This window comes from Shinella zoogloeoides, from assembly GCF_022682305.1.
GTDB classification, from domain to species: domain Bacteria; phylum Pseudomonadota; class Alphaproteobacteria; order Rhizobiales; family Rhizobiaceae; genus Shinella; species Shinella zoogloeoides_B.
The window spans coordinates 3,421,473-3,437,983 of the sequence record NZ_CP093528.1 but is presented as its reverse complement, the minus strand read 5'-3'; the positions used below and the strand labels follow the sequence as shown (position 1 = coordinate 3,437,983).

14 protein-coding genes are annotated in these 16,511 nt (G+C 64.9%); 7 read left to right on the top strand and 7 right to left on the bottom strand.

Going from position 1 to position 16,511, the window contains the following annotated elements; translation table 11 throughout:
- Nucleotides 1-91 precede the first annotated feature (91 nt).
- Together MOE34_RS17080 and MOE34_RS17075 are read left to right on the top strand one after the other, a co-directional pair.
- Nucleotides 92-568 carry a chemotaxis protein CheW gene (locus tag MOE34_RS17080; protein WP_160787375.1) on the top strand — a complete coding sequence of 159 codons (477 nt, stop codon included), beginning with the start codon at nt 92-94 and terminating at the stop codon, nt 566-568.
- Between the two features lie 387 nt (nt 569-955).
- Nucleotides 956-2,728, top strand: a complete 1,773-nt coding sequence (locus MOE34_RS17075) for a methyl-accepting chemotaxis protein (RefSeq protein WP_242218693.1) — start codon at nt 956-958, stop codon at nt 2,726-2,728.
- A 69-nt stretch (nt 2,729-2,797) separates the two neighbouring features.
- Here MOE34_RS17075 and MOE34_RS17070 read toward each other — a convergent pair whose 3' ends face one another.
- From MOE34_RS17070 to MOE34_RS17045, 6 genes are all read right to left on the bottom strand, one after another.
- The gene (locus tag MOE34_RS17070; RefSeq protein WP_242218692.1) at nt 2,798-3,046 is read right to left on the bottom strand and encodes a formate dehydrogenase subunit delta; all 249 of its coding nucleotides are present in this window, start codon (nt 3,044-3,046) and stop codon (nt 2,798-2,800) included.
- 9 nt (nt 3,047-3,055) lie between these two features.
- Nucleotides 3,056-3,889 carry a formate dehydrogenase accessory sulfurtransferase FdhD gene (gene fdhD, locus MOE34_RS17065; RefSeq protein WP_242218691.1) on the bottom strand — a complete coding sequence of 278 codons (834 nt, stop codon included), beginning with the start codon at nt 3,887-3,889 and terminating at the stop codon, nt 3,056-3,058.
- Between the two features lie 9 nt (nt 3,890-3,898).
- Nucleotides 3,899-6,778 (bottom strand): formate dehydrogenase subunit alpha, encoded by a 2,880-nt coding sequence (gene fdhF, locus MOE34_RS17060; RefSeq protein ID WP_242218690.1) that lies wholly within the window; start codon nt 6,776-6,778, stop codon nt 3,899-3,901.
- A gap of 4 nt (nt 6,779-6,782) precedes the next feature.
- A complete protein-coding gene (locus MOE34_RS17055; RefSeq protein ID WP_242218688.1) occupies nt 6,783-8,339 on the bottom strand; it encodes a formate dehydrogenase beta subunit in 1,557 nt (518 codons plus the stop codon).
- Nucleotides 8,336-8,815 carry a formate dehydrogenase subunit gamma gene (locus tag MOE34_RS17050; RefSeq protein WP_242218686.1) on the bottom strand — a complete coding sequence of 160 codons (480 nt, stop codon included), beginning with the start codon at nt 8,813-8,815 and terminating at the stop codon, nt 8,336-8,338. The genes MOE34_RS17055 and MOE34_RS17050 overlap by 4 nt, the downstream gene beginning before the upstream one ends.
- A 182-nt stretch (nt 8,816-8,997) precedes the next feature.
- A complete protein-coding gene (locus tag MOE34_RS17045; RefSeq protein WP_242218684.1) occupies nt 8,998-9,891 on the bottom strand; it encodes a LysR family transcriptional regulator in 894 nt (297 codons plus the stop codon).
- 95 nt (nt 9,892-9,986) lie between these two features.
- On the opposite strand from MOE34_RS17045, the gene MOE34_RS17040 reads away from it, so the two are divergent.
- Entirely contained in the window at nt 9,987-10,982 is a 996-nt protein-coding gene (locus MOE34_RS17040) for an MDR family oxidoreductase (protein ID WP_242218682.1), read from the top strand.
- Between the two features lie 13 nt (nt 10,983-10,995).
- Here the strand turns inward: MOE34_RS17040 and MOE34_RS17035 are convergent, their stop codons facing one another.
- Nucleotides 10,996-11,766 carry an SDR family NAD(P)-dependent oxidoreductase gene (locus MOE34_RS17035; RefSeq protein ID WP_242218679.1) on the bottom strand — a complete coding sequence of 257 codons (771 nt, stop codon included), beginning with the start codon at nt 11,764-11,766 and terminating at the stop codon, nt 10,996-10,998.
- 135 nt (nt 11,767-11,901) lie between these two features.
- Between MOE34_RS17035 and MOE34_RS17030 the strand changes: the two genes are divergently transcribed.
- The 4 genes from MOE34_RS17030 (at nt 11,902) to MOE34_RS17015 (ending at nt 16,510) form a co-directional block, all read left to right on the top strand.
- Nucleotides 11,902-12,666 carry a DeoR/GlpR family DNA-binding transcription regulator gene (locus tag MOE34_RS17030; RefSeq protein WP_242218675.1) on the top strand — a complete coding sequence of 255 codons (765 nt, stop codon included), beginning with the start codon at nt 11,902-11,904 and terminating at the stop codon, nt 12,664-12,666.
- A gap of 120 nt (nt 12,667-12,786) precedes the next feature.
- Nucleotides 12,787-14,304 carry a glycerol-3-phosphate dehydrogenase gene (glpD, locus tag MOE34_RS17025; protein WP_242218673.1) on the top strand — a complete coding sequence of 506 codons (1,518 nt, stop codon included), beginning with the start codon at nt 12,787-12,789 and terminating at the stop codon, nt 14,302-14,304.
- 42 nt (nt 14,305-14,346) lie between these two features.
- Nucleotides 14,347-15,429, top strand: coding sequence for an ABC transporter ATP-binding protein (locus MOE34_RS17020; RefSeq protein ID WP_242218671.1), 1,083 nt, complete (start codon nt 14,347-14,349; stop codon nt 15,427-15,429).
- Between the two features lie 10 nt (nt 15,430-15,439).
- Nucleotides 15,440-16,510 (top strand): ABC transporter ATP-binding protein, encoded by a 1,071-nt coding sequence (locus MOE34_RS17015; protein WP_242218669.1) that lies wholly within the window; start codon nt 15,440-15,442, stop codon nt 16,508-16,510.
- The last annotated feature ends 1 nt before the right edge of the window (nt 16,511 follow it).

Here is a 16,511-nt window from a genome sequence, read left to right as displayed (position 1 = left end):
TTCCCGTGTCGCAAACGGTTCGGCGTTGGAAAGATTTTAACCAGCGCGTGCATAGGATCGCTCCAGACGCAGACCAACTGGGAAGACCCCGATGACCTCCATCAAGACGGCCGGCTTTGCCGGCGATACGCTCGAAATCATCGCATTTCGCCTGCACGAGCAGGAATTCTGCGTGAAGACGACCACGATCCGCGAAATCCGCGGCTGGGCGCCGTCCACGCCGATCCCGCATTCGCCGCCGGACGTCATCGGCGTGATGAACCTGCGCGGCACAGTCATCCCGATCATCGACCTTGCCCACAAGCTCGGCATGAAGAGCACGGAAGCCAACGAGCGGAGCGCCATCGTGGTGGCGGAGGTGCACAGCATGGTCGTCGGCCTCGTCGTCGACCGGGTCTCCGATATCCTTACCATCCGCAGCGAGCAGATCCAGCCGGTGCCGGAAGTGACGACCTCTTTCGACAAGGTCTATGCCGAAGGCATCATCGCCCACGAGAACGGCATGATCTGCTTCCTCAATCTCGCGCGCATGTTCAAGGAGCGCGACATGGAAGACATGGCGGCCTGATCGCCACCGACACAATCCGGGACTGTAGGACCGCCGTGCGCAAGCACGGCGGTTTTTGTTTTCCAGTGCGTCATGAACTGCAATCTTTGGGTGAATTCGGTTGCGCCGATTTTGTTTCTGCTTTCCGTGACGCCAATCAGGCTCACATGTAAGGTATTGTTATAGAACAAATCCAAAATGTCGCCCTTTGACTTTCATCAATTCTTAAGCCTGTTCTTTGATCTTTAATCGTGTTCGTGTGTCTTAATTAGTCATACTGAAAGCACGCGGAGATTGAGATTTCAGGCTGGGCGTTGGTCCGTGACGGGTCGCGCTCCGGCGCCCACACCGACCAACGCCGCGCGGGGCATTCGATCAGGCCCGTGGCGGCGCACAGGGGATCAGGTCATGCTTTCATTTGCGAAGTCCATGGATGCAGGCCATATCATCGACGCGCTGTCGCGCTCGCAAGCCGTCATCCAGTTCGATCTCACGGGGACGATCCTTACCGCCAACGAGAACTTCTGCCATGCGCTCGGCTACGACCTGAAGGAGATCGTCGGCAAGCACCATCGCATCTTCTGCGATGCCGCTTATGTGGCGAGCGAGGAATATCGCCAGCTCTGGGCGCGACTCGGGCGGGGGGAATACGATTCCTCCAGCTACAAGCGCCTGCGCAAGGACGGCGGCGAGATCTGGATCCAGGCCTCCTACAACCCTGTCTTCCGCGGCGGCAAGCCCTACAAGGTCGTTAAGTTCGCCACCGACATCACGGCCGTGAAGGTGCAGGCGACCGAGGATGCCGCCAAGCTCGATGCGATTTCCCGCTCGCAGGCGGTGATCGAATTCACGCCGACGGGCGAAATCCTCCATGCCAACGAGAATTTCTGTGCGGCGCTGGGCTACGATCTCTCCGAAATCCGCGGCAAGCACCATCGCATCTTCTGCGATCCGGCCTATGTCCAGACGCCGGCCTATGCCGAGTTCTGGCGCTCGCTCGCGGAGGGGCGGTTCATCTCCAACGAATTCGTGCGCTACGGCAAGGGCGGCCGGGAAATCTGGATCCAGGCGGCCTATAACCCGATCCGCGACGTCAACGGCCGAGTTTACAAGGTGGTGAAGTTCGCCACCGACGTGACCGAGCGCATGTCGGCGATCAACGCGCTGGGCGGCGCGCTGAAGGCGCTGGCGGAGGGCGACCTCACGCAGCATCTTTCCAGCGCCTTCGTGCCCTCGATGGAAGTGGTGCGCAAGGACTTCAACGAGGCGGTCGCCGGCCTGCACGAGGCGATGTGTACGGTGGAGACCAATGCCAATGCGATCGCCTCGGGCGCGCAGGAAATCCGCTCGGCGGCGGACGACCTTGCCAAGCGCACCGAGCAGCAGGCGGCTTCCGTCGAGGAGACGGCGGCGGCGCTCGACGAGATCACCACGACGGTCGGCGATTCGAGCCGGCGCGCCGACGAGGCCGGCACGCTGGTGAGCAAGACCCGGGCCGGGGCGGAAAAATCCGGCGAGGTGGTCAAGAAGGCGATCGATGCCATGGGGCAGATCGAGCAGTCCTCCCGGGAAATTTCCAACATCATCGGCGTCATCGACGACATTGCCTTCCAGACCAATCTGCTTGCGCTGAATGCCGGCGTGGAGGCTGCGCGCGCCGGCGAGGCGGGCAAGGGCTTCGCCGTCGTCGCGCAGGAGGTGCGGGAACTGGCGCAGCGTTCGGCGAGCGCCGCCAAGGATATCAAGGCGCTGATCACCACATCCGGCGAGCAGGTGAAGAGCGGTGTGGCGCTGGTCGACGAGACCGGGCAGGCGCTACAGGAAATCCTCGCACAGGTGCAGGACGTGCATGCCAATGTCGTGGCCATCGTCGAGGCCTCGCGCGAGCAATCGACAGGGCTTCGCGAGATCAACCAGTCGGTCAACGCGATGGACCAGGCGACGCAGCAGAATGCGGCGATGGTGGAGGAAAGCACGGCGGCAAGCCACGCTATGGCGCGGGAGGCCGATGCGCTGCATGCCCTGATCCGCCGGTTCAAGCTTGCCGGAAATGCGCAGGCCGCCCGGCACGCGGCTACCTCCGCCCCGGCCAATGTCGCCCAGCTTCATGCGGTGGCCCGCAACATGCGCACCTCGCGCGGCTCCGTTGTGTCGGCTGCGGAGGCGTGGGAGGAATTCTGAGCCGGCTTTCTCTTTTTGTTTTTCCGTATTATCCGACGCCGAAGCGATCTCGCTTCGGCTGAAAATGCGCTAGCGGGCTGCGGCCGGCACGTCCGCCGGCGGCGGGCGATGGATCAAAGGCACGGCCGCCAGGACGAGCGTGTCCAGCCCCTCGCCGCCGTGATTGTCGACGATGTCGAAGAGCTGGCGGCGCATGCGCGGCTCCCAGAACTTGTTGATATGGGTCGCCACGCCGTCCGGACCTTCGCTCGCCGGCTGCGAATGGAAGAAAGTGGCGATCTGGTTCGCCATCCTGACGAGCTTGTTGCCTTCGGACATTCCTGTCTCCTAACCGTTGCCGGCCCGTCTTGCGGGGCCGGAGACGATGCGTTCCGCACCGGTGAAAATCTCGAACTCATCGCCGCGCACCAGCGCGATCAGCGTCATGCCGGCTTCTTCCGCCGTGCGGATGGCAAGCGCCGTCGGTGCCGAAATGGCGATGATGAAGGGGCTGCCGACGATGGCCGTCTTCTGCACCATCTCGACGGAAACGCGGCTCGTCACCACCACCGCGCCCGCTGCGCCCGCATGGCCTGCGCGCCGCGCCGCGCCGGCGAGCTTGTCGAGCGCATTGTGCCGGCCGACATCCTCACGCACGGCGACGAGGCCCGTCCCTGGTACATAGAAGCCCGCGCCATGCACGGCGCGCGTCGCCATATGCAGCGGCTGCTGGCCGTTCAGCAGGCGCACGGCTTCGACCACGTCCTCTTCGTTTAATGTAAGCGGTGACGAACGCACGGAAGGCGTTACCCGAACGGCCTGCTCGATGGATTCGATGCCGCAAAGGCCGCAGCCGACGGGACCGGCCATGTGGCGGCGGCGGGCGGTCAGCGCGTCGTTCTGCGCGTCGCCAAGGCGGATCTGCAGGTCGATGCCCTTGTCTTCCCGCAGGATCTCGACGGTCTCGATTTCGGCGGGGTCGGCGATGATGCCTTCCGTCAGGCTGAAGCCGTAGGCGAAATCCTCGAGGTCGGCGGGCGTCGCCATCATCACGGCATGGGTCGAGCCGGCATAGGAGAAGGCGACCGGAGTTTCCTCCGGCACGAAGCGTTCGCCCTCCGCCAGCCGCCCGTTGCGGCGGGCGGTCTCGGGAACCTTGATCGAGGATACGAAATCCGCCACGCGAGGCTCCTACTCCGCCGCCTCCAGCTTGCCGGCGATGCGGCGCGACCGCTTCGACAGCTCGTCATATTCCACCTGCCAGTCGGACGGGCCGTTGGAAGGAGAAATCTGCACGGCGGTTACCTTGTATTCCGGGCAGTTCGTCGCCCAGTCGGAGAAGTCCGTGGTGATGACGTTTGCCTGCGTCATCGGGTGGTGGAAGGTCGTGTAGACCACGCCCGTGGCAACGCGATCGGTGACGAGGGCGCGCAGCGTCGTCTCGCCGGCGCGGCTCGTCAGGCGCACCCAGTCGCCGTCGCGGATGCCGCGATTGTCGGCATCGTGCGGGTGGATTTCCAGGCGGTCCTCCTCGTGCCAGACGACATTGTCGGTACGGCGGGTCTGGGCGCCGACATTGTACTGGCTGAGGATGCGGCCGGTGGTGAGCAGCAGCGGGAAGCGAGGGCCGGTCTTCTCGTCGGTCGCGACATATTCCGTGCGGATGAACTTGCCCTTGCCGCGCACGAAACCGTCCGTGTGCATGATCGGCGAGCCGAGCGGGTGCTTCTCGTTGCAGGGCCACTGAACCGAGCCGATCTTGTCGAGATAATCGTAGGAGACGAGGGCGAAGCTCGGCGTCGTCGCGGCGATCTCGTCCATGATCTCGGACGGGTGGGTATAGTTCCAGGCAAGGCCCATCGCCTTGGCGAGGTTCTGCGTGACCTCCCAGTCGGCATAGCCGTTCTTCGGCGTCATGACCCGGCGCACGCGGTTGATGCGGCGCTCGGCATTGGTGAAGGTGCCGTCCTTCTCAAGGAAGGTCGAGCCGGGCAGGAAGACATGGGCGTAGTTCGCCGTCTCGTTCAAGAAGAGGTCCTGAACGACGACGCATTCCATGGCGGCAAGGCCGGCGGAGACGTGCTTCGTATCCGGGTCGGACTGGAGGATGTCCTCGCCCTGGATGTAGAGGCCCATGAACGTGCCTTCCACGGCGGCGTCCAGCATGTTGTTGATGCGCAGACCCGGCTCGTTGTTGAGCTTCACGCCCCACATCTTCTCGAAGACGTCGCGGGTGGCGTCGTCCGAGATATGGCGATAGCCCGGCAGCTCGTGCGGGAAGGAACCCATATCGCAGGAGCCCTGCACGTTGTTCTGGCCGCGCAGCGGGTTCACGCCGACGCCCTCGCGGCCGATATTGCCGGTCGCCATGGCGAGGTTGGCGATGGCCATGACGGTGGTCGAGCCCTGGCTGTGCTCGGTGACGCCGAGGCCGTAATAGATCGAGCCGTTGCCGCCGGTGGCGAAGAGGCGGGCCGCGCCGCGCAGCGCCGCGGCCGGCACACCGGTCAGCGCCTCGGTCTCTTCCGGGCTGTGGCGCGGTTCGGCGACGAAGGCGGCCCAGTCCTCAAATTCCGACCAGTCGCAGCGCTCGCGGATGAATTTCTCGTCGAAGAGGCCCTCCGTCACGATGACATGGGCGAGCGCGGTGACGACGGCGACGTTGGTGCCGGGTCTCAGCGGCAGGTGATAGGACGCCTTGATGTGCGGCGAGGAGACGAGGTCGATACGGCGCGGATCGATGACGATGAGCTTGGCGCCCTGGCGCAGGCGCTTCTTGAGGCGCGAGCCGAAGACCGGGTGGGCGTCGGTCGGGTTGGCGCCGATGATGACCACGACATCGGTGAACTCGACGCTGTCGAAATTCTGCGTGCCGGCGGAAGTGCCGAAGGCCTGGCCGAGGCCGTAGCCGGTCGGCGAATGGCACACGCGCGCGCAGGTATCGACATTGTTGTTGCCGAAGCCGGCGCGGATGAGCTTCTGGACGAGATAGGTCTCCTCGTTCGTGCAGCGCGAGGAGGTGATGCCGCCGACGGAATCGCGGCCGTACTGGTACTGGATGCGGCGGAATTCGGACGCCACATGGGCATAGGCTTCTTCCCAGGTCACTTCCCGCCACGGATCGGAGATCTTCTCGCGGATCATGGGATTGAGGATGCGTTCACGGTGGGTCGAGTAGCCATAGGCGAAGCGACCCTTGACGCAGGAATGGCCGCGGTTGGCCTCCCCGTCCTTCCACGGCACCATGCGCACCAGTTCCTCGCCGCGCATTTCCGCCTTGAAGGAGCAGCCGACGCCGCAATAGGCGCAGGTGGTGACGACGGAATGTTCCGGCTGGCCGATCTCGATGACAGACTTTTCCGTCAGCGTCGCGGTCGGGCAGGCCTGCACGCAGGCGCCGCAGGAGACGCATTCGGATGAGAGGAAGTCTTCGTGCATGCCGGGCGAGACACGGCTGTCGAAGCCGCGGCCCTCGATGGTCAGGGCGAAGGTGCCCTGCACTTCCTCGCAGGCGCGCACGCAGCGCGAGCAGACGATGCACTTGGACGGATCGTAGGTGAAATAGGGGTTCGATTCGTCCTTCGGCATCCAGCGGGCGTTGGCCTCGCCGTTGTTGCGCGCCTTGACGTGGTTGTCGCCCTCATAGCCGTAGCGCACGTCGCGCAGGCCCACGGCGCCGGCCATGTCCTGCAATTCGCAGTCGCCGTTCGCCGCGCAGGTCAGGCAGTCGAGCGGGTGGTCGGAGATGTAGAGTTCCATCACGCCCTTGCGAATCTGCTTGAGGCGGCTCGTCTGGGTATGGACGACGAGGCCGGGCGCGACGGGCGTGGTGCAGGAGGCGGGCGTGCCGTTGCGGCCCTCGATCTCCACGAGACAGAGGCGGCAGGAGCCGAAGGCGTCGACCATGTCGGTGGCGCAGAGCTTCGGCACCTGGATGCCGGCCTCCATCGAGGCGCGCATGATGGAGGTGCCTTCGGGAACGGAGATTTCGTTGCCGTCGATGGTGAGCGTTACCATTTTTTCCGAGCGGGAGGCGGGGGTGCCGAAGTCGATTTCAGGAACGAGGGGCATGGGATCACTCCGCAGCTTCGGCGACGGGCGCCGGCGAAAAGTCTTCGGGAAAATGGGTCATGGCGCTCATGACCGGGTAGGGCGTGAAGCCGCCCAGTGCGCAGAGCGAGCCGAACTTCATCGTGTTGCAGAGGTCGGTCAGAAGCTCGCGGTTCTTCTCCGGCTCGATGCCGCGCGCGATGTTGTCGGCGGTTTCGACGCCGCGCGTCGAGCCGATGCGGCAGGGCGTGCACTTGCCGCAGCTTTCGACGGCACAGAATTCCATGGCGAAGCGCGCCTGTTTCAGCATGTCGACCGTATCGTCGAAGACGGTGATGCCGGCATGGCCGATGAGGCCGTCCCTGGCCGCGAAGGCCTCGTAGTCGAAGGGCGTGTCGAACAGCGCGCGCGGGAAGTAAGCCCCGAGCGGGCCGCCGACCTGCACGGCGCGGACCGGGCGGCCGGAAGCGGTGCCGCCGCCGATCTCGTCGACGATCTCGCCGAGCGTCAGGCCGAAGGCGGTCTCGTAGAGGCCGCCGTGCTTCACGTTGCCGGCGATCTGGATCGGGATCGTGCCGCGCGAGCGGCCCATGCCGAAGTCGCGGTAATAGTCCGCGCCCTTGTCCATGATGATCGGCACGGAGGCGAGCGAAATCACGTTGTTGACGACCGTCGGGCGGCCGAGGAAGCCTTGCAGGGCCGGCAGCGGGGGCTTGGCGCGCACCACGCCGCGCTTGCCTTCGAGGCTGTTGAGCAGGGCCGTTTCCTCGCCGCAGACATAGGCGCCCGCGCCGGTGCGGATCTCCATGTCGAAGGCCTTGCCGGAACCGAGCACGGACGGGCCGAGCACGCCGGCGGCGCGCGCGACCGCGACGGCCTCGCTCATGACGGCGATGGCATGCGGATATTCCGAGCGGGTGTAGACGTAGCCCTTGGTCGCGCCCGTCGCGAGACCCGCAATCGCCATGCCCTCGATCAGCACGAAGGGATCACCCTCCATGATCATGCGGTCGGCGAAGGTGCCGCTGTCGCCCTCGTCGGCATTGCAGACGATGTATTTCTGCGGGCCGGGCGCGTCGAGCACCGTCTTCCACTTGATGCCCGTCGGGAAGCCCGCGCCGCCGCGACCGCGAAGCCCGCTGTCGGTGACCTGCTTGACAACATCCGCCGGGGCCATGGCGGTGGCCGTCTGAAGGCCCTTCAGGCCACCATGGGCCTTGTAATCGTCCAGCGAGACCGGATCGATGACGCCGCAGCGGGCGAAGGTGAGGCGGGTCTGGTTCTTGAGGAAGGGGATGTCTTCCGTCCTGCCGAGACAGAGCGGATGATTGCCGCCCGTCACAAGGCCGGCGTCGATGAGGCTGGCAATATCGGTGGGCTTCACCGGGCCGTAGGCGATGCGGCCTTCGGCGGTCTCGACCTCGACCAGCGGCTCCAGCCAGTGCATGCCGCGCGAGCCGTTGCGCACGATGGCCGCGTCGAGCCCACGGGCCTCGACTTCGCGGGCAAGCGCCTTGGCGACACGGTCTGCGCCCAGCGCGAGGGCGGCGGCATCGCGGGGGATGTAGATGCGTGCGGTCATCGGCGTGCCTCCGCGATGAGTTCCTGCGCAAGCCCGGCGTCGATCCGTCCGTGCACCTCGCCGTCGAGCATGGCGGCGGGTGCGCAGGAACAGAGGCCGAGACAGTAGACGGGTTCGAGCGTCACCGCGCCGTCCGTGGTCGTCTGATGGAAATCGATGCCGAGCAGCGCCTTGATGCGCTCGGCGACCGCGTCCCCGCCCATCGACTGGCAGGCCTCGGCGCGACAGAGTTTCAATACATGCCGGCCGGTGGGGTGGTCGCGATAGTCGTGATAGAAGGTGACGACGCCGTGCACCTCGGCGCGCGAAAGATTCAGTTCGCGCGCGATGACCGGAAGGCTCTCCTGCGGCACATAGCCGAACTCGGCCTGGATTTCGTGCAGGATGGGAAGAAGCGGCCCTTCAAGCCCCTTCAGTTCGCCGACGATGGCCAGCGTTCTCGTTTCGACATCGCTGCCGGCGACGTGCACGTTCATGGGTCAACCTCCCGACCGACGCATATGAACCGCAGGAAGATCGAGAGGTCCGGCGCGCCGATGCGATTGAAATTCCTCGGCGAAGATCGAGCCTTTTCGATTTCCGCCACCATTCTAGCAGCTTCTCAGGTGGGAGACGACGGGTCAATAAAGCTGTCTCGTCAGGCAATAGGAAATTTCTATCAATCCATCCCAGCCTCGGCCAGGATGCGGGCTTCATGCAGCAGGGCGGAGACGAGCGGCGTGAAGGGTTCGCGATGGGTGGCGACGAGGCCGACCGTATGCTCGGGGTTCGGCTCGACGAGGGAAACTATACTCAATTCCTCATGAAAACCGAAGGATCGCGCGACATTGCGCGGCATGATGCTGCTCCAGCGCCCCGTGCGCACATGGGAGAGAAGCACGATCATCGAGTTGGATTCGAGGGAGGGCTGTATGGTGATGCCGGCATCGGTGAAATGGCGGTTGATGATGCGGCGGTTCTGCATATCGGCGGTCAATAGGCAAAGCCTAATGCTGCCGGCCTCCTGCCAGGTCACGCTTTCGCGATCCGAGAAGGGGCCGCCCTTGGCGGTGATGAGGCAATAGTGCTCGTGCAGCAGCGGCACGCTCGTCACGCGCCCCAGAGGTTCGTTCTCCAGATAGGTGAGGCCGGCGTCGATCTCGAGGTTTTCCAGAAGGCCGAGGATCTTGATCGAGGTGGTGGAGACGATGGAGAAGGTGACATCCGGGTGCTTTTCCTGAAAGGGTGCGGTAATGCGCGGCACCATGGCGAGCGTCGTCGGGATGGCGGCGAGGCGGATATGGCCGGACAGGCCCTTGCGCGCGGCGCGCATCTCCTCGCGCATGGTGCGGGTGTCGCCGACGATGCGCCGCGCCCATTCCAGCACGCGCTGGCCCTCCGGCGTCAGGCCCTGGAAGCGCGAGCCGCGCACGACCAGCATCACGCCGAGCTGGTCTTCGAGCTGGCGGATCGCCGCCGACAGTGTCGGCTGCGAGATGCCGAGTTCCTCCGCTGCCCGGGCGAAGTGCCTTTCGCGGGCAAGGGCAATGAAATATTCCAGCTTGTCGATCATGCGGGCGCCTCCATGCTCTTGATACAAAAGAACAGTGGCGGCACCAATGCCCCGCGCCCTATATCTGTCGCATCAGGGATCACGAGGAGGACGCCATGACGTTTCAGGCATTGCTGGTCGAAAAGGGAGCGGACGGCGCGGTTTCGGCTGCGATCCGGGAGCTGGAGGATTCGCGTCTGCCCGACGGGGACGTTACCGTCGCGGTCGAATATTCGACGCTCAACTACAAGGACGGGCTGTGCATCAACGGCAAGGGCGGGCTGGTGCGCAGCTTCCCGCATGTGCCGGGTGTTGATTTTTCCGGCACGGTCGAGGCGTCCGAAGATCCGCGCTACCGGCCCGGCGACCGCGTGGTGCTGACCGGCTGGCGCGTCGGCGAGATCTGGTGGGGCGGCTTTGCGACGCGCGCGAAGGTGAAGGCCGACTGGCTGGTGCCGCTGCCGGAGACGATCTCGACCCGGCAAGCCATGGCGATCGGCACGGCGGGCCTGACCTCGATGCTCTCCGTCATCGCACTGGAAAAGGCGGGGCTTTCTCCGCTGAAGGGCGAGGCGCTGGTGACGGGGGCGGCCGGCGGCGTCGGTTCGGTTGCCGTCGCGCTGCTGGCGCGGCTCGGCTACTCCGTCGCGGCGGTGACGGGGCGGCCGGAGACGGCGGATTATCTGAAGGGCCTCGGCGCGGAGACGATCATCGACCGTGCGGAGCTTGCGGAGGCGAACAGTCGGCCGCTCGAATCCGAGCGCTGGGCCGGTGCCGTCGATGCGGTGGGCGGCGACATGCTGGCGCGCGTGCTCAAGCAGATGAAATACGATGGCGCGGTCGCCTCGGTGGGGCTTGCGGCGGGGGCGGTGGTGCCGTCCTTCACGGTCATCCCGTTCCTGCTGCGCGGGGTCAGCCTGCTCGGCATCGATTCCGTCATGCGGCCCTATGACCAACGCGTCGACGCCTGGAACCGTATCGCCTCGGACCTGCCGATGGACAAGCTGGAGGCGATGGTGGTCGAGCATCGGCTTTCCGACCTGCCGGAACTGGCGAACCTCATTCTCGACGGCAAGGTCAAGGGACGCGTCGTCGTCGACGTCAACGCTTGAAGCGGATGGGCGGTCAGCAGATGAGCTGGCCGCCGTTCACCTCCAGCACCTGGCCGGTGATGTAGCCGGAGAGAACGTGGGAGGCGAGGAAGAGGTAGGCGGGAGCGCAGTCCTCCGCGGTGCCGAGGCGCTGCAGCGGAATGGTCTTGCGCGTCGCCTCCAGCTTCTCGGCGGTCGAGTAGCGCGAATGGAAATCGGTGGTGATGGTACCCGGCGAGACGCAGTTGACGCGGATGCCGTCCGGCGCGAGTTCGCGGGCGAGGCCCTTGGAATAGGTGGAGACGAAGGCCTTGGTGGCCGAATAGATCGCCGAGCCGGGGCTGCCGCCGGTCAGCGCCGAGATCGAGACGGTGTTGACGATGGCGGCATGCGGTGCACGGCGCAGCGCGCGCAACAGTCCGCGCGTCACCTCGACGACCGAGGTCTGGTTGAGGCGCACGATGGTCTCGTATTCCTCGTCGGTGAGGTCGGCCGCCGGGAAGCGGCCGATCATGGTGCCGGCATTGTTGATCAGCACATCGACATGCGGGAAGAGGCTGTCCACCCGCTGCAGCAGCGCGCCGATGCCGCCTTCCTCGAGGAAGTCCGAGTAGACGACATGCGCGCGGGCATCCGCGACGGCATTTTCGAGGAAATCGGGCAGCGGGCCAGCCGCCGACCGGCCGCCGTGCAGCAGCACATGCGCGCCGCAATCGAGGAACTGCCGGGCGATCTCCAGCCCGATGCCGCGCCCCGCGCCGGTCACAACGACATTGGCGCCCTTGAACAAGGCTGGATGAAACATGGTTTGTCCTCCCGGTGTCCTGCCGTGGCCCAGTATCACAAAAAGCGGGGCACTCTCCAAGAAGGCAGGATGGATGAATTGATGTGCTTTCGTTTTTGCATATGATGAAAGAAAACGAAAGCAGAGGAGGAGTACATGTTTCTGACGGGCCGACAGGCGGAGATCGTGGATCTCGCAAAAGCCGAGGGCCGCGTGCTCGTGGAGGACCTCGCCGCGCGCTTCTCCGTGACGCCGCAGACCATCCGCAAGGACCTCAACGATCTCTGCGACAACAAGGTGTTGACGCGCATCCATGGCGGAGCGCTGTTCCCGAGCGGCAACGAGAATGTGAAATACGAGGCGCGCCGCTCCATCGCCGCGCCGGAAAAGCAGGCGATCGGCCGCGCGGCGGCGGCCATGATCCCCGACAATTCCTCGCTTTTCATCAATATCGGCACAACGACCGAGGCCGTCGGTGAGGCGCTGCTTGACCATAGGGAGCTTATGGTCATCACCAATAACATCAATGTCGCCAATCGCTTGCGCATCTATCCCTCCATCGAGGTGGTGATTGCCGGCGGCGTGGTGCGCGGTGCGGATGGCGGCATCGTCGGGGAAGCGGCGGTCGATTTCATCCGGCAATTCAAGGTGGACTACGCCGTGATCGGCGTTTCGGCCATCGACGAGGACGGCGCGCTGCTCGACTTCGATTATCGCGAGGTGAAGGTGGCGCAGGCGATCATCGCCAATGCGCGGCACGTCATCCTGGTTTCGGATTCGACGAAATTCGAAAGGACCGCGCCGGTCAGGATCGGCCACCTTTCGCAGGTCCATACCTTCATCACGGATAGCTGTCCTTTCGAGGGCATTCGCGCCATTTGCCAGGAACATGACGTGCGCCTCGTGGAGACGGCGTCATAGGGCTGATACAGGGAGATGCTATTTCTTCTTGCATTCGTTTGACATTCGAAATGTTTTCGTTTTAACTCCGTCTGCTTTCGCAAAGGCACGAAATTGTGCAATGCGAAATGGGAGGGGAAATTGGACGGCAACGGGACCCGCGATATCTTCGTCATCGGTGGCGGCATCAACGGCTGCGGCATCGCGCGCGACGCCGCCGGTCGCGGCTATTCCGTGATGCTGGCCGAGATGAAGGATTTCGCGTCCGGTACGTCCTCCGCCTCCACCAAGCTCATCCATGGCGGCCTGCGCTATCTGGAGCATTACGAATTCCGCCTCGTGCGCGAGGCGCTGATGGAGCGCGAAGTGCTCTGGGCCATGGCGCCGCATGTCATCTGGCCGATGCGCTTCGTGCTGCCGTTCCAGAAGGGCGGCCTGCGCCCGGCCTGGCTCATCCGCCTCGGTCTCTTTCTTTACGACTATATCGGCGGCCGCAAGCTGCTGCCGGCGACCGCGACGCTCGATCTTGCGAAGGACCCGGCCGGCGGGCCGCTGAAGAAGCTCTTCCGCAAGGCTTTCGAATATTCCGACGGCTGGGTGGACGATGCCCGCCTCGTCGTGCTCAACGCCCGCGATGCGGCCGACCGCGGTGCGGATATCCGCACCGCCACCAAGGTTGTCGCCGCGCGCCGCGAGAACGGCCACTGGAACGTCGAGACGGAGAACGTCGAGACCGGCGCGCGCGAGACGGTGCGCGCCCGTATGCTGGTCAACGCCGCCGGCCCCTGGGTGGACAAGGTCCTTTCCGCCGCCTTCGGCCGCAACGACGTGCACAATGTCCGCCTCGTGCAGGGCAGCCATATCGTCGTGAAGAGGAAATTTTCCGATCCGCGCGCCTACTTCTTCCAGAACCCGGACGGGCGTATCATGTTCGCCATTCCTTACCAGGAAGAGTTCACGCTGATCGGCACGACCGACCGGGACTATCAGGGCGATCCCCGCGACGTGCGTATCAGCGAGGCGGAGATCGATTATCTCTGCGCCTCGGCCAGCGAATATTTCGCCGAGCCGGTGAAGCGGGACGATATCGTCTGGACCTATTCCGGCGTGCGTCCGCTCTTCGATGACGGCGCCAGCAAGGCGCAGGAAGCGACGCGCGATTACGTGCTGAAGGTCGAGGGCGGCGACGGCCAGGCCCCGCTGCTCAACATTTTCGGCGGCAAGCTCACCACCTACCGGCGTCTGGCGGAATCGGCGCTGGAGAAGATCGGCGAATCCATCGGCGCGAAGGGCGACCGCTGGACCGCGAATTCCCGCCTGCCGGGCGGCGACTTCAAGGTGGACGGGTTCGATGCGGAGGTGAAGGCGCTTTCCGCGCGCTTTGCCTTCCTTGTGCCTGCCCATGCGCGCCGGCTCGTGCGGCTCTACGGCACGCGGGCGACGGCCATGCTGGAGGGCGCGACGTCGTCCGACGATCTCGGCCGGCATTTCGGCAGCGATCTCTACGAGCGCGAAGTGCGCTGGCTGATGAAGGAAGAATGGGCCCGGCACGCCGAAGACGTGCTGTGGCGGCGGACCAAACGAGGATTGCACCTGACGGGCGCGGAAGCGGCCGCGCTGGAAGACTACATGGCGGCCGCAAGGGCGGCGCCCCACTAGCACACCCTGATCCGGTGGCTGGGAGGAACGACGGAGATAGGAATGCTTGAACTTAGAAACATCGAGAAGGTGGCGGGGGCGGAAACGCATATCCACCCGACCAGTCTCGTGCTTGAGCGCGGCTCGCTCAACGTGCTGCTCGGCCCGACGCTTTCGGGCAAGACCTCGCTGATGCGGCTGATGGCGGGCCTCGACAAGCCGACATCCGGTTCCGTCTGGTTCGACGGCAAGGACGTGACGGGCGTGCGCGTACAGGATCGCGGCGTTGCCATGGTCTATCAGCAGTTCATCAACTATCCGGCCCTGACGGTCTACGAGAATATCGCCTCGCCGATGCGCATCAAGGGCGCGGACAGCGCGACCATCGACCGCGAAGTGCGCAAGGCGGCCGATCTCCTGAAGCTGACGCCCTATCTCGACCGCACGCCGCTCAATCTTTCCGGCGGCCAGCAGCAGCGCACGGCGCTCGCCCGCGCCATCGTCAAGAATGCCAGCCTCGTGCTGCTCGACGAACCGCTCGCCAATCTCGACTACAAGCTGCGCGAGGAGTTGCGCCTCGAACTGCCGAAGATCTTCGCCGCCTCCGGCGCGATCTTCGTCTATGCGACGACCGAGCCGTCCGAGGCCCTGCTGCTCGGTGGCAACACGGCAGCGCTCTCGCAGGGCCGCATCACGCAGTTCGGCCGCACCATCGACGTCTATCGCCGCCCGATCGATCTTCTGACCGCGCGCACCTTCGCCGATCCGCCGTTGAACACGGTCGAGGTCGTGCGGAGAGGCGGGCAGTTCGAGATCGGCGGCAAGCCGGTGCTGCCGGTGCCGGCGCATCTTGCCGGCGTGCCGGACGGCCCGTGCACCATCGCCTTCCATCCGCATCATCTGTCGCTGACGAGCCAGACGCCGGCCTCGGCCAGTCTTCAGGCGCGCACCGCGATCTCGGAGATCGCGGGCTCGGAAAGCTTCATCCATATCGAATTCGAGGGCAGCCGCTGGGTCATGCTCTCGCCCGGTATCCACGACATCGAGCCGGACGCGGTCATCACCGTCCATGTCGACACGCGCCACCTGATGGCCTTCGGCACGGACGGCAAGGCGATCGCGGAACCCGCGGCCGCGGCGGCCTGAGGAGGGGACCATGGCACGCATCAATCTCGATCATATCCGCCACGCCTACGGCGAGAAGCCGAAGTCGGAAGCCGATTATGCGCTGAAGGAAGTCCATCACGAGTGGAACGACGGCGGCGCCTATGCGCTGCTCGGCCCCTCGGGCTGCGGCAAGACCACGCTGCTCAACATCATCTCGGGCCTGCTGCAGCCGTCCGAAGGCCGCATCCTGTTCGACGGGAAGGACGTCACCTACCTGTCGACGCAGGAGCGCAACATCGCGCAGGTCTTCCAGTTCCCGGTCATCTACGACACGATGACGGTCTACGACAATCTCGCCTTCCCGCTGCGCAATCGCGGCGTGGCCGAGCCGGAAGTCGACCGCCGCGTGCGAGAGATCCTGGAAATGATCGACCTTGCCGGCTGGGCGAAGAAGACGGCGCGGGGCTTGACCGCCGACCAGAAGCAGAAGATCTCGCTCGGCCGCGGCCTCGTGCGCAATGACGTCAACGCCATCCTCTTCGACGAGCCGCTGACCGTCATCGACCCGCACATGAAATGGGTGCTGCGCTCGCAGCTCAAGAAGCTGCACCGCCAGTTCGGCTTCACCATGGTCTATGTCACGCACGACCAGACCGAGGCCCTGACCTTCGCCGACAAGGTCGTCGTCATGTATGACGGCCAGATCGTGCAGATCGGCACGCCGGCCGAGCTTTTCGAGAAGCCGCGCCACACCTTCGTCGGCTACTTCATCGGCTCGCCGGGCATGAACGTGCTGCCGGCATCGATAGATGGCAGCAGCATCAAGGTTGGGGAAGAAACGCTCGACCTCGGTTACAGACCGGAAATCGCCGCCGGCGCGAAGACGGAACTCGGTATCCGCCCGGAATTCATCTCGCTGTCGCGCGATGGCATGCCGGTCTCGATCAGCAAGATCGAGGATATCGGCCGCCAGAAGATCGTGCGCGCGGAATTCGCCGGCAAGCCGATTGCCATCGTCGTGCCCGAGGACGGCGAGATTCCCGCCGATCCGCGCGTGACCTTCGATGCCGCCGCCATCAACATCTACGCCGATAGCTGGCGTGTCGGCAGGGAGGGCTGAC